Origin of the sequence: Clostridium sp. DFI.5.61 (assembly GCF_024462915.1) — a bacterium.
GTDB lineage: Bacteria > Bacillota > Clostridia > Oscillospirales > Oscillospiraceae > Lawsonibacter > Lawsonibacter asaccharolyticus.
In genome coordinates, this window is sequence record NZ_JANGBZ010000070.1 from 1 (window position 1) to 13,679 (window position 13,679).

Sequence of the window (13,679 nt, forward strand, 5' to 3'; positions counted from 1 at the left end):
CTCCCCAGCGCATCCTGAAGGACGTGAAGGAGGTCATCCCCGAGGACGCCATCATCTTCACCGATGTGGGCTGGAACAAGAACGGCGTGGCCCAGGAGTTCGATATCACCCTGCCTGGCACCATCCACCACTCCTCCGGCCTGGCCACCATGGGCTTCGGTCCCTCCGCCGTCCTGGGCGGCAAGCTGGCTGCCCCCGATAAGATCGTGCTGAACCTCACCGGCGACGGCGGCTTCGGCATCAACCCCTCTTGCCTGGCTGCCGCCGTGGAGCACGGCATCGCCTGCACCTGGGTGGTCATGAACAATGCCGCCTTCGGCACCATCGCCGGCCTGGAGAACGCCAACTACAAGACCAAGTTCGGCACCGTGTTCTATGACGCCAACGGCGAGCGCTACACCCCCAGCTGGGCCGACGTGGCCAAGGCCTACGGCGTGGACTCCATCTGCATCTCCTCCGCCGACGAGTTCAAGCCTGCCCTGGAGAAGGCCATCGAGGCCAACAAGGCCGGCAAGCCCTTCCTGGTGGAGGCCCCCATGGAGAACATCGTGGTGCCCACCCCCGGCTGCTGGAACATCAATGACATTTACAGCCCCAACGAGTTGGTCAAGGAGGGCAAGCTGGTCAAGAAGGAGAACGGCCAGTACGTCGCCCCCAGCCACTCCAAGTCCCACGACGCCTGATCGGGACATCCTGTTTGCTACCTGTCTTCAATCCTCTATATCAGCCGAAGGGCCGCTCCATCTGGGGCGGCCCTTCGGCTCAGTTTGCTGAAAGCCTTTTTTCAGAGAAGATGTTTTGGAATCGGGCGGGGAAGTTCGAGGGGGCGGAAGTCCGCCTCGAATGGAAATCCCAACCCCCGCCGCCCTTGCTCCGCAAGGGGGCGGCGAGCAGAGCGAGGCGAGGGCTTTTCCGCCCTGGACGGGGCGGAAAAGGATCGGGGTGCCGGCTGAGGGAAAAGTCCTCCAGGGACTTTTTCCTCAAACTGAAGGGCCGCTCCAGATGGGGCGGCCCTTCAGCATTTGTACTGCAAAGTTTTACGGATAGAGTGCCAAGATCCGGGTCCAGACGCCGGTGGCACCCTGGGAGTTGGGGAAGGTGCCGATGGTATAGCAGCGGTCGGCCTCGATGTCCCCCAGGTTGCACACGTTCTCTACCACGCCGACGCCGTTGCCCAGGAGGATCTGGTGGCTCTCGGTGGTGGTGGTGTCGGGAGAGATAGACTCCATGGCGATATAGCGCACTCCCTTGTCCACCATATATTGGGCAGTCTCGGGGAGAAGATAGGGGTAGTTGGTGATATACTCGTCGGGATCAGTCTCCCAGAGGGCGTCATGGCCGGTATGGAAGAGGACAGCCTCACCGGACTGGATCTCTCCGTTCTCCTCCTCCCAGGCTTTGACATCGTCTACTGTGATGCCGTAGGAGCCGGCGGGCACATCCAGCTTTACTACACAAGCGGGGCCGATCAGAATGAGGGGGTCCACGGTGTCGATCCCACCGCCAGTCTCGATGACATGATAGGGAGCATCCATGTGGGTGCCAGTGTGGACGCAATAGCTGAGGACCTCCAGGTTGTGCAGTCCGCCGTCTACGCCGATACGGCCGAAGAAGTCAGACTGGGGGAGCTGGAGAGAGGGGTCCGCCGGCATATCGGCTTCTTGAAGATGAGAGATGTCGACCACCGTGTACTGGCTCAGGTCCATGCCCAGGGAGGCTGGCTCTTCGGCTTGAGTGGAACAGGCGGAGAGGGACGCCGCAATGGCGCCGGTCAGAAGGATCGCAGTCAGTTTTTTCATCGTAATTCTCCTTTCAATCTGGTCCGGAAGGTGATATGAAATCTTCCAGGGGCCCGCTGGAAGGACTTCATCTTGAAATGGCTCTACCAGGGAAGATCCTGGTCCAGATACCACTGGGCGTTTTCCCGCGTGATGATATCGGTTTGCTGATAATTGGAGAAGGACAGAGGCTCGCCGTCCAGGTAGCGGCAGATCTCTTCTACGGCCTCCAGCGCCATATCGGGATATTGAATGACAGTGCCGTCTATGCCGCCAGCGGCGATCTCCTCCACCACAGAACGCTGGCCGTCGATGCCCACCAGAGCCACCTCTCCGGCCAGCCCCCGGCGGACCAGAGCCTGGTAGCAGCCCTCGGCCATGAGGTCATTTTGGCAGATGACCCCATGGAGATCAGGGTAAACATTGAGGCAGTCATCCAGGATGCTCTCAGCGTTGAGGCGGGAGAACTCCCCGTTATAGGTGCCCAGGAGACGGATGCGGGGCTCCTGAGAGAGCACCTGGGTGATCCCCTTGTCCCGGTCTACGGCGCCGGAGGAATTGGGAATGCCGGTGAGGTAGATCACGTTCCACTGGGCGGCGTCAGGAAAATGCTCCTCCAGAGCGGAGATGAGCAGCCGGGCGGCCTGTTCCCCCATGGTGACGTGCTCAGCCCCCACATATCCGATGGTGCGGGAGAGGGAGGAGGACTCTACCCGGTTGTCCAAGGTGAGGACCGGGATGCCGCGGTCGTTGGCATACTGGATCGCGGGAAGGGGGCCCTCCATGGTATAGGGGATGAGGATGATCCCGTCCACAGGATCATCGATCAGATTTACCAGGTCCTGATTCTGTTTCTCCTGGCTGTTTTCCCCATCGCACAGGATCAGCTCCACAGATCCCTCGGAGAGATCGAACTCCTCCAGAAGCTGAAACATAGCGCTGCGGAAGAGCAGGCTGGTGGTGGGAAAACTGACGCCGATCCGGTATGATCCCTGATCCGCCTCCTGAGAGGCGGGCGAGGAGGATGGGGGAAGGGACGTCCGGCAGGAGCAGAGCAGGAGAGCGAGGGTGAGAAAAAGCGGTGTCAGCGGTCTCATGGCAGAGAGGTCCTTTCTGGTAATATGGCCATTCGCCCCCTTTAAAAGTTTGCTTTCTCTCTCTACCAACATTGTATCAGAAACTTTTTCAGGGTAAATGGGGCAATCTTTCATTTTGGTGTGTTATTTTATGCCTTCCCTCAGAACAGATGGCTCTCCCGGTATTCCCGCGGGGTCATCCCCACCTGCTTTTTAAAGACCTTCATAAAATGCTTCACATCCTGATATCCGACCTGGGCGGCGATCTCATAGATGCGCCTGTGGTAGTCCAGAAGGGCCTCCTTGGCATGCTGGATGCGGAGAGCGGAAAGATATTCGGAAAATCCCATCCCTTCCACCTCGGCAAACAGCTTGGAGAGATAGGAGGTGGTGAGATACACCAGGGCGGCAGCGGAATTCAGGGTGATGCGCTGGGTGTAGTTTTCCTGAAGATACTCCTTGACCTGCTGGATGAGCAGGACCTTGCTCCCGCGGGGCTGGGCGTTCTCGTGAAAAGAAGGAGGTTCCGGTCCGGGCTCTTCCAGAGGGACCGGGTCGTCAGGGCCGCGGGTCTGATCGATGCGCTCGATGCATTTGAAAACAGCTTCAAAGAGCTCGTCTTCGGAGGCGGGTTTGAGCAGGTATTCCACCACCATCCCGCTGGAAAGCATTTTCCTGGCCGCTTCAAAGTCACTGTAACCGCTCAATGTGATGACCTTTGTAGAGCTGTGCCGGAGGACCAGCTCGTCCAGGAGCTGAAGCCCGCTGAGGCCGGGCATTCGGATATCTAAGATGAGAATATCGGGCTGATGTTTCAAAAGCAGGGCCAGGGCCTCCCAGCCGGTGGAGGCCTGATAGAGGGGACGGATGTTCAGCGTGTCCCAGGAGATATCCTCCAGAATGTGCCGGCGGGGGATCTCCTCGTCATCAGCGACTAATAAAGAATAGTTAGACATGGGGCTCTCTCCTTTCCAGAGGAATGCGAAAGAAAACACGTGTGCCCGCACCGGGGCGGCTCTCTATGTGGATATCCCGGGGCCCATAGGCAATGCAGAGCTGCTCATGGATATTGCGCAGAGCGAAGCTCCGCCCCTGGATGGGCCCCTCACCATTGATCTGACGCAGCAGGGGCCCCAGATCCTGGGGCGAGATCCCGATGCCGTCGTCGGCCACCTGAAAGAAAAGCATGTCGCCTTCTTTTTGAAATGTGATCTCGATCCGGTGCTGCGCGGGGCGTTTTTCAAAACCGTGGACGATGGAATTTTCCACAATGGGCTGAAAGAGATATTTGAGTGCCACAAACTGCTCCATCTCCGGGAAACGCTGGATCTGAAAGACAAGCGAGCGGCCGAAGCGCATCTGCTGGAGCTGGAGATAGCTGCGGAGCAGGTCGGCCAGCTGGTCCAGAGGGAGCTTGTCGCTGCCCTGAGAGAGACTGATCCGGAAATATCGGGACAAGGTCAGGATCATCCGGGCAGAGGTGTCCGCGTGTTCATGGCTGGCCTGGCTGTAAATGGTGTTCAGAGTATTGTACAGGAAGTGCTCGTCCATCTGGGACTGGAGAAACGAAAGCTCAGCCTGCTTTCGGAGCAGCTGCTGGACATAGATCTCGTCGATGAGCTTTTGCAGCCGTTGGATCATTTGGTTGTACCGGTGGAAGAGCAGGCTGATCTCATCCCGCTGGACCGGGACTGGAGCCTGGGCGAGTGTGCCCTGCTCCATATCGCTCAGATGGCTCATAAGGGCGGAAATGGGCCTCACCACATACCGGTACAGGATCAGACTGCCCAGAGAGATGCCCAGGGCACCGCACAGCAGGGCAAGGAGAGAGAAGGCCCGAGCGCCGCCGGAGCCGGAGAGGACGATATCTTCCGGGACACAGGAGAGATATTTCCATCCGCTCTCTACGGCGTTATAGTAGGAGATCAGATAGTCGGTGCCATCCTCCTGGTAGGAGTAAGTCCCATACTGGCGGTTTTGCGCAAAAGCCTGGGAAAAGCGGCTGTCTTGGCCAATGTTCTGGGACGTGGAAAGCGTGCTCCCATAGGAGAGGAGCACCTGTCCTGCATAATTGCTGATCCAGACAGAACCGGAGTACAGCTCCAGAGCGGAAAGAGCGGTCTGCCAGGCGGAGTCCTTCAGATTGCAGATCAGGATGCACTTTTCCTGCTGGGCAGGACCTGAGACCGGCCGGATATGGGAGAGCATCCGGCTGCCTCCGCCGGCGGAGGGGAGCAGGTGCCAGACGATGGGGGACTCAAAAACATCGTAGTACATCTGGTACAGCTGTTGAGCATAGTGGTGGGAAAAGGAGAGCTCCTTCTGCCCGGGCAGCATGGTGACCACTGTCTCTGTCTCGGGAAACATGAGATAGATGGAATCCAGGGTGCGCAGCTGGCCCACATACTGGCTCAGAGCCAGGGAGAGCTGGCTGCGTGCTTTTTGGCGCTGGTCAGAACCGGCGTCGGCCTGCTGGTATTGGGAGATCAGAGAGAGAAAGCCGGGGTCCTGACTGATCTCCCGGCTGAAATCACTGACCTGTTCCATCACATCATCCATCAGGAGAGAGGCCCCGTAGAGGTTGGTATAGATCAGATTTGATGTTTGACTCAGCATATTTTTTCGGGTCAGCTCCATGGAATAGTGCCAGAAGACCACGATGGGGACCAGAAGGACGAGAGCGATGACAGCAGGGATGCGGAAGCGGATGCTGCGGTACCAGGAAATCTGTTTCATAGGCTTCCTCCAGCAATAGAGTGGTCTTGTTTGTGTTCTATTATAGGTATTTTCCGGCGCACCGGCAAGAGAAATCGTACCGGTGAGAGAAAAGGGCCGGACGGCGAAAGCCGCCCGGCCTCAGGCTGTTGAAAGAGTCCCCGCTAAGGTGGGGGGGGAGAAAGCGGGGAGAATAAGACCGCGGCCGGACAGGATGCTCCCGTCCGGCCGCGTATCGTCTGGGGACAGCTTCAGTTCCCCAGCATGATGTTCAGGATCTCTACGTCGGTGCTCTTCATACCCACCCGGCCCATGCGGCCCACTGCCGCGATGGTGTCCTCCGGGTCCTCCATGGTCATGCCCTCGCCGGGCTGGAAGACGTTGCCTGCCAGGCTCAGCTCCAGGGCCATCAGGGCGTTCTCCACCGCCAGGCCGATCTTGGCCGCACAGCTGGCTTTGGCCCCGTCGCACACCATGCCGCCCAGGGTCTCGATGCTGTTGGTGATGGTGTCGCAGAGGATCTGATAGATCCGCTCCTGCTCCCCCTTCTGGCGGAGCATCATATAGGCCACGCCGCAGGCGGCCCCGGTGGCGGCGCTGGTGGCGCCGCAGTAGGCGCTGAGGCTGCCGATGTACTTCTTCTGATGCACGCTGATCAGATTGGCCAGCACCAGGGCGCGGAGGATCAGCTCCCGGTCCGCCTGCCAGGCCCGCCCATAGATGACGATGGGCATGGTCACAGTGATGCCCTGGTTGCCGCTGCCGCTGTTGATGACTACCGGCAGGGAGCATCCGCTCATCCGGGCGTCGCTGCCTGCGGCGGCGGCGGCCCGGGCCTGGAGGCGGACACGGTTCAGCCCGCTGGCATTCCCCGCGTTCTCCATAAGGATGCGGCCGGTCTCCACACCGTAGTTGCCCTTGAGACCCTCGTCAGAGATGGCGGTGTTATAGTCGATCTGGCGGCCGATGAGCTCCTCCACATCCTCCATTTTCACCGTGTCCGCGAATTCCAGGATGTTGGCCACATTGAGGAGCATCCGGTCCGGACCGCCGCTCTGTTTTTTGCAGCTGGGGTCGGGGCGGCTGTCCAGCAGGACCGTGCCGTCCTTCTTCATGTAGGTGATGTTGTTGTGGTGCTCCTGGATCTCGATCTCAGCGGAGTGTCCGCCGCCCTCCAGCTCCACCACGATATACAGGTTGTCCACGTCCTCCACCAGCTCGCAGGTGCAGAAGCCCTCCTTCACCAGTGCCTGGGTGGTCTGGATATCCGCCGGCGTCACGGTCTCCAGCACGGCCAGCTCCCGGTCCGGGTCTCCGCCCACGATGCCCAGGGTGGCCGCCACGTCGATGCCGCGCATACCGCCGGAGTTGGGAACGATGACGCCCTTCACGTTTTTGATGATGTTGCCGCTGCACCGGACCCGGCAGTGCTCTGGCATTACGCCCAGCAGCTGCCGCGCCTTGGCGCCGGCATAGGCGATGGCGATGGGCTCGGTGCAGCCCAGGGCCACCAGCAATTCCTCCCGAAGGATGCCGAGGTGATTCTGATAAAGTGCTTGATCCATGCTGTATCGCTCTCCTATCTGGGGTGGTATCTGAAAATGAACACTTGTAAAGCACAAGCAAATCGAATAAAATAAGCAAGAGATAGACAACTGTTTGATTGGAGGAGACGGCCATGTTCAGTCTGACCAGTCTGAAATGCTTCGCGGCGGCGGCGGAGGAGCTGAACTTCACCCGGGCAGCCAAGCGCCTGTTCATCTCGCAGCAGGCCCTGAGCAGCCACATCTCCAAGCTGGAGGAATATTACGGGGTCAGGCTGTTTGACCGGGGCATCCCCATGACCCTGACCGATGCGGGACGGGCCCTGCAGAAGCATGCCCGGGAGATCCTGAGCTCGGTGGACGACTACGCCCGGGAGGTCCAGGACATCAAGAACTTCCGGCAGGGCGAGCTGACCGTGGGCATCCCGGTGACCCGGGGGACCATCATGCTGCCGCCCCTGCTGTCCGCCTTTCATCAGCTCTTCCCCCAGATCCGGCTCCATCTGGTGGAGGGGACCGTCAGCGGGAACATCGCGGATGCGCTGTACGATGGCACAGCCGACCTGTGCATCGGCTATCAGCCCGAAAACACGGAGGAGCTGGCGGTGACGCCGCTGTTTGAGGAAAAGTTCGTGGTGCTGGTCCCTGACCGGCTGATGAAGGAGCACCATCTGGACCGGAAGCTGGGGGAGGGCGCCCTGTCCATGGACCGCTTTGCGGAGCTGCCCTTTGTGGTGCAGCATCCGGAGACCATGAACGGCCGGGTCTTTCAGACCCTGTGCCGGAACGCCGGGATAGAGCCGGAGGTGGTGGTCTCCACCCAGAATCTGATCACGGAGGCATCCCTGTGCATGGAGGGGATGGGGGCCTGTGTGCTGCCTCTGACCTTCCTGTCACCCGACCAGCGGCTCTCCGGCCACGGGAGCACCCCCCTGTTCAGCCAGGAGGGGCTGGACAGGCTCTCTATTTTCCTGCTGGATACCAGCGGGATCGGCCGGTTCCAGATCTCAGTCTGCCGCCTGAAGAGTAAGCTGCTCACCCGGGCGGGCCGGGAATTCATCAGCCTGGCCCGGGAAATTTACAGCGGCGTCAGCGCTGGTCAAATACCGCCTCAATTTCATTTCGAGTCGTCCCGATAAAGGAGAGCATGTCGTCGTCCAGGGGGTAGCGGATGACGCAGCCCGGGGTGAGGATCTGATGCCGTCCGCCCAGGAGCTTGAAGCACTGGAAGATCTGGTTCTGGATGGCGCCCCGGTTCTGCTGGGTGATGTCGGTCCGGCTCAGGCCGCCCATGAGGCACTTGCCGGTGAGGGCATAGGCCTCGTCCAGGGCGGGCAGGGATTCCCAGGCGTGCCAGTTGAAGACCTGGACGGGGTAATCCTTGAGGATGTGGAACATGATGTGGTCTCCGTGGCAGTGGATGGTGTTCATCCAGCCCTTCCCGGCGGCCTCCAGCACCCGCAGGTCGTAGGGCTTGCCGTACTCCAGATACTGGCGGTCCGTACACTTGTCATAGGAGCTCATCTGGGAGGCCAGGAAGATCCCGTCGGCCCCCATGTCGATGGCCGCGGCCACCAGCTGGGCGGTGGTCTCGGTGATGACCTCCAGCGCCGCCTTGACATCGTCGCCATGGCCCTCCTCGATGTAGGAGATCAGCTTCCCGCCACTGATCTTGTCTGCGATGGTGATGGGGGTGAAGGCGGTGAAGATGACGGGGACCTCCTCGCCCTTCAGCTTCTCCAGGACCAGCTGCAGATGGCGCAGCTCCCGGGCGTTGCTGCCCTGGGTGCAGGGGCAGACCGTCAGCTTCCGCCAATCGGCGGCGCAGGAGATGGGGGTGCTCACCACCTTGGCCACGCCGCCCTTGACGATCTCGGAGTAGTCCACGGTGCAGCCGAAGTCCTCGATGGCGTACATGCCGTTGTTCATGGTCTTGACGAAGTCGAAGTCATATTTTTTGTAGAACTCATAGGTCTTCTGGGAGATGGCCTCCGGGTCCAGATCGGTGCCCGGCATGTGGGTCCAGAAGGAGTAGGGCATCTTGTCCGGCTTCTCGCCGCGGATGGCGGCCTGGATGCGTTCTTTTTTTGTCATGAGATCACAGCTCCTTTTTTATGGCGCTCTCGTGCGCCTGCGTCAAGCTCCGGCCCGCCTCCAGCAGAGGCGGGCCGGTCAGGTTCAGCCTTTTTTGATGATGATCTTGTCCCGGGGGGAGTTGGTCAAAAACTCGAACCCGTCCTCGGTGATGAGCACTGTGTCGCTGTTGCGCACCGCGCCCAGCTCTGCGCTCATCAGGCCGGGCTCCACCGTGAGGATCATGCCGGGAGCCAGGGGGGCCTTGTTGCCCTTGGTGACGGAGGGGAACTCGTGGGTGGACAGGCCCATCCCATGGCCGCAGCGGCCGGGGAGGATGCTGCCGAAGCCGGCGTCCTCGTACTCCTTCATGGCGGCGAAGTACAGGTCCTCGAAGATGGCGCCGGGGCGGAGCATGCGGAAGATGTTGTCCCGGGCCCGGAGCATGGCGTCGTAGGCCCGGGTGCGCTCCTCATTCACATGGCCCACGATGACGGTGCGCTCGTTCTCCACGTTGTAGCCCGCGATCCGCGCCCAGCTCATGGGCATGGTCAGGTCGCCGGGCATGGGGACGTAGCCGGTGGGGCAGTCACAGCCGTAGTTGAGCCGCTCGTTGGACATGCACCAGACCACGAAGGTGTCGATGTCGGCGGTCTCCGAGTTGGAGAAGCCGGACACCTCGTACTGCTGATACTTCTCATGCCAGCGGTTGCGCATGGCGTACTGTCCCTCGGTGGCGGCCTGAGCCTCGCTGGCGCCGCCCTCCAGGGCCTCGATGGCCCGGGTGACACCCAGGTCCACCAGCTCGCCGGAGATGCGGCACATCTTGATCTCGTGGGGGTCCTTGATGAGCCGCAGGTCCACAGCGTCCTGGGCGATATCCACATAGCCCTTGACCTGGAGCTTCGTCTTCAGGCGGTCCAGGAAGTTCATGCTGGCGTAGTCGCCCTCCACGCCCACGGTGAGGGGGCCGCCGCCCAGAAGCTCCCGCATGGCGTCCATGGCGTCCATGGCCACGGCCTGGGTGGCGCCCCACTTGCCGTAGCACAGGACCTTGTCCACCGCGCCCTCATTGACGGCGTGGTCGTGGCGGATGCAGTGGACCAGCAGAAAGGCGTCATCCCGGGTGAGGATGAAGTAGGGGACGTGGCTGATGAGGATGGGGTTGAAGTTGCTGAAGTAGAACACGTTCTCGGGGCGCATGAGGATGGTGACATCCACCCCTTTGCGGGCCATGACGTCCTGCATCTTCCGGATGCGCTCCTTGACATAGCCGCGCAGCTCCGGGCTGGAGCGCTTTTCGTCTAAAACATTCATAGATGACCTCCTGATAAGATTAAAATTGGACAGTAAACGAAACAAAAATATTACATGGAGAAAAATACGGAGCTGTTGGGGCCCAGCGGCAGGCCGAAGAAGAACCAGACCAGCAGTTCCACTACCATGAACAGGAAGAACGCGATGACATAAGGCATCATGTTGGACATCAGGGTGCCGAAGCCGGCCTTCTTGTCATACTTCTGAGCCAGGGCCAGCAGCATGCCGAAGTAGGCGAAGGTGGGGCAGATGGGGTTGGTGAAGGCGTCGCCGATGCGGTAGGCCATCTGGATCAGGGCGGGGGAGTAGCCCATCAGCATGAACATGGGCACGAACACGCTGGCCAGGATGGACCACTTGGTGGAGGCGGAGCCGATGAATAGGTTCAGGGCACCGCACATGATGACAAAGATGACCAGGATCAGCCAGATGGGCAGCCCGGAGGCCTCCAGGGCACCGGCGCCCTTGATGGCCAGGATCAAGCCGAGGTTGGACCAGTCAAAATATTTCAGGAACTGGGCGATGAAATAGAACAGAGCAATGTATCCGGCCATTCCCGCCATGGCAGAGGTCATGGCTGCGGCTACGTCATCAAACTTTTTGAAGCGGCCGGAGGCGTAGCCGAAGGCGATGCCAGGGATGGCGAACATCAGGGCGATGAGCACGGTCATTCCGCTCATCAGAGGCGCCTTGGAGTTGAGCAGAGAGCCGGTCTCGTCCGCCAACACACCGGTGACGCACAGGACCACGATCAGGGCGATATAGGCCAGGAAGGCGATCAAAGCTGCCTTCAGCCCTTTGTTGTCCAGAGGAGTGGGATCATCCGCCTGCTCTACATAATCTCCAGTATAGCGGCCCATGCGGGGCTCCACGACCTTGACAGTGATCAAGGTGGAGAAGAAAGTAAGGAATACCACGGAGACCGCGGAGAAATACCAGTTCATGGAGGGACTCAGGGAAATGTCGGGGATCAAAAGCTTTGCTGCCGCTTCTGTGTATCCCATGTTGACCACATCCATAGATGTGATCATCAGGTTGGAGGCGAACGCGCCGGACACAGAGGCATAAGCTGCCAACATGCCGGCCATGGGGTTGCGGCCCATGGCCGCCCAGATCAGGGCACCCAAAGGAGGCATAACAACGAAGCCCGCACCGCCGGTACAATCTGCCATCACACACACAAAACAGAAGATCGCGATGACCTTTAGGTCGGAGCCTTTGGCTTTTGCCAATCCTCTTAATGCGACGTGGAAGAGCCCTGAGGCCTCAGCCACGCCCACACCCAGCATACAGGTCAGGGTCAGACCCAGAGCGGAGGTGCCGGTGAAGTTGGTCACAAAAGTAGTCAGCATACGGACAAATCCATCCTTGCTGAACAGATTGACTACTTCTACCAGTTCACCTGTGACTGGGTTGACTGCGCTGACATGAAAAATGGAACAGACTGCGGAGATTGCGATAACAGCAATACATAAGTAGATGAAGAGCAACATGGGATTTGGAATTTTATTTCCCATGACCTCCACACGGTGCAGGAATCGCTCCAGCACGCTGACCTTTTTCTTCTCTCCCATAAAACCTCAAGACCTCCCCAATTTTCACTTTTTTGATGGCCTGTACCGGAACGTGGATCTGGCACAGGCAGCTTCTCTCCTGCCGGAAAACCGGCGCCAACGGCTTGGTGGGCCCCACTAGGGCAGATTTTGGCCTTCCTGCCCTAACACAATGCCAATTATAACGGGACATAAAAACTAAGTCTAACAGAAAAATGAAAAAATCAACAAGCAATTGGTTGTGACATTGAGGAAGCCATAGGTTTTTCCCCCAGAGCGGCCCGGGGAGCTGCAAAAAATGTCTAAAACCGGCGGATAAATTTTGTATGCTTCTGCATCCCATGCTTGTGGTCAGGCTCTCAGCCGGGGCCGGGGCTGGAAAACATGAGGGAATATGCCTGGATAAGGCGGCCCGGGGGGTGAGATCTTGGATATTCCGCACAAAGATGGGGAGATGCACGGAAAGAGAGGAGTTGAAAAATTCCCCGCTTTATGCTCTAATAGAACAAACTTTCAAAGGTAGGGGAAGCAGAATATGAAGTTTGCGATTTTGGGAGCGGGAAATACCGGAAAGGCGTACAGCGCATTTTTGTCCCACGGGGGGCATCAGGTCCTTCTCTATGACCGGAGCCAGGAGCGGCTGGCGCCCATCCAGGCCCGGGGGATCTCCGCCACCGGCGTGGTGGAGGGGCGCTTCCCTGTCCCGGTGACCACACAGCTGGAGGACTGCGGGGACAGCGATGTGATCCTGGTGTGCACGGTGGCGGCGGGACACCGCCCGCTGGCGGCGGGGCTGAGGGGCGTGCTGCGGCCGGGGCAGATCATCCTGGTGACCAACTGCTGCTGGGGCGCGGTGGAATTTGATATGGAGCTGGGAGCGGAGGCGGAGCGGAAGGGCTGCCCCATCGGGGAGACGGGGGGACAGCTGATCCTGTGCAGCTCCCCCGCGCCGGACGCGGTCTATCTGAAGACCGTCAAAAAGAGCATGGGACTGGCATGCGTCAGGCCGGAGGATACCGCCGGGGTGCTGGAGCGGCTCGCCCCTGTATTCCCTCAGCTGTGCCCTGCGGCCAATGTGCTGGAGACCTCGCTGAACAACTCCAACCCCATCTCCCACGGGCCGCTGGCCCTGTTCAACATCACCCGGATGGAGAACGGGGAGGACTTCCTGCTCTTCGGGACAGGAGTGACCCCCAGGGTGGCCCGCTTTATGGAGAAGATCGACAGGGAGCGGGTGGCGGTGGTCCGCGCCTGCGGCGTGTCCGCCCCCACAGAGCTGGAGATGCTCAATTCCTTCTGGCCGGAGCCCCAGGAGAGCCTGTACAATGTGCTGCATAACACGCCGGCCTATTCCGTCACCAAGGGCCCCAGGACCCTGGACCACCGGTATCTTACGGAGGACCTGCCCTATGGCCTGGTGCCCTATGTGCGCCTGGGCCGGAAGCTGGGGGTGGAGACCCCGTGCCTGGAGGCGCTGATCGGGATGTTCGGACTGTATATGGACCAGGATTATTTCCAGCAGGGGCCGGAGGTGGAACAGCTGGACCTGTCCCGGTACCGGTAAGACCAGCGGGGGGGGGGGGGGGGGGGGGGGGGGGGGGGGGGGGGGGGGGGGGGGGGGGG

Annotated in this window: 11 protein-coding genes; 3 read left to right on the plus strand and 8 right to left on the minus strand. The window is 60.1% G+C overall.

Going from position 1 to position 13,679, the window contains the following annotated elements; translation table 11 throughout:
- Positions 1 to 683: thiamine pyrophosphate-dependent enzyme (locus tag NE584_RS17555; protein ID WP_256183361.1), on the plus strand; the 683-nt coding region annotated here is incomplete at its 5' end.
- 354 nt (positions 684 to 1,037) lie between these two features.
- Here NE584_RS17555 and NE584_RS17560 read toward each other — a convergent pair.
- The 5 genes from NE584_RS17560 to NE584_RS17580 all read right to left on the minus strand — a co-directional run bounded on the left by NE584_RS17560 (position 1,038) and on the right by NE584_RS17580 (position 7,134).
- A complete protein-coding gene (locus NE584_RS17560) occupies positions 1,038 to 1,799 on the minus strand; it encodes a cyclase family protein (protein ID WP_242850335.1) in 762 nt (253 codons plus the stop codon).
- An 83-nt stretch (positions 1,800 to 1,882) separates the two neighbouring features.
- Positions 1,883 to 2,875: a substrate-binding domain-containing protein gene (locus NE584_RS17565; protein WP_050624487.1), complete on the minus strand. Its 993-nt coding sequence runs from the start codon at positions 2,873 to 2,875 to the stop codon at positions 1,883 to 1,885.
- Between the two features lie 140 nt (positions 2,876 to 3,015).
- Complete coding sequence (locus NE584_RS17570) at positions 3,016 to 3,810, minus strand: helix-turn-helix domain-containing protein (RefSeq protein WP_256183362.1); 795 nt, start codon at positions 3,808 to 3,810, stop codon at positions 3,016 to 3,018.
- Positions 3,803 to 5,590: a sensor histidine kinase gene (locus NE584_RS17575; RefSeq protein WP_256183363.1), complete on the minus strand. Its 1,788-nt coding sequence runs from the start codon at positions 5,588 to 5,590 to the stop codon at positions 3,803 to 3,805. Before NE584_RS17575 ends, NE584_RS17570 begins: the two co-directional genes overlap by 8 nt.
- A 230-nt stretch (positions 5,591 to 5,820) precedes the next feature.
- Positions 5,821 to 7,134, minus strand: a complete 1,314-nt coding sequence (locus NE584_RS17580; RefSeq protein WP_050624490.1) for a serine dehydratase subunit alpha family protein — start codon at positions 7,132 to 7,134, stop codon at positions 5,821 to 5,823.
- A 113-nt stretch (positions 7,135 to 7,247) separates the two neighbouring features.
- Between NE584_RS17580 and NE584_RS17585 the strand changes: the two genes are divergently transcribed.
- On the plus strand, positions 7,248 to 8,252 hold the full coding sequence (locus NE584_RS17585) for a LysR family transcriptional regulator (protein ID WP_050624491.1): 1,005 nt from the start codon (positions 7,248 to 7,250) through the stop codon (positions 8,250 to 8,252).
- On the opposite strand, the gene NE584_RS17590 is transcribed toward NE584_RS17585, so the two are convergent.
- From NE584_RS17590 to NE584_RS17600, 3 genes are all read right to left on the minus strand, one after another.
- On the minus strand, positions 8,203 to 9,207 hold the full coding sequence (locus NE584_RS17590; RefSeq protein WP_050624492.1) for a uroporphyrinogen decarboxylase family protein: 1,005 nt from the start codon (positions 9,205 to 9,207) through the stop codon (positions 8,203 to 8,205). The two genes, NE584_RS17585 and NE584_RS17590, sit on opposite strands and share 50 nt — an antisense overlap.
- Before the next feature lie 84 nt (positions 9,208 to 9,291).
- Entirely contained in the window at positions 9,292 to 10,503 is a 1,212-nt protein-coding gene (locus tag NE584_RS17595) for a Xaa-Pro peptidase family protein (RefSeq protein ID WP_050624493.1), read from the minus strand.
- 50 nt (positions 10,504 to 10,553) lie between these two features.
- The gene (locus tag NE584_RS17600) at positions 10,554 to 12,077 is read right to left on the minus strand and encodes an AbgT family transporter (protein ID WP_108981445.1); all 1,524 of its coding nucleotides are present in this window, start codon (positions 12,075 to 12,077) and stop codon (positions 10,554 to 10,556) included.
- A gap of 514 nt (positions 12,078 to 12,591) precedes the next feature.
- Here NE584_RS17600 and NE584_RS17605 point away from each other — a divergent pair.
- The gene (locus NE584_RS17605; RefSeq protein WP_256183364.1) at positions 12,592 to 13,620 is read left to right on the plus strand and encodes an NAD/NADP octopine/nopaline dehydrogenase family protein; all 1,029 of its coding nucleotides are present in this window, start codon (positions 12,592 to 12,594) and stop codon (positions 13,618 to 13,620) included.
- Positions 13,621 to 13,679: the final 59 nt, after the last annotated feature.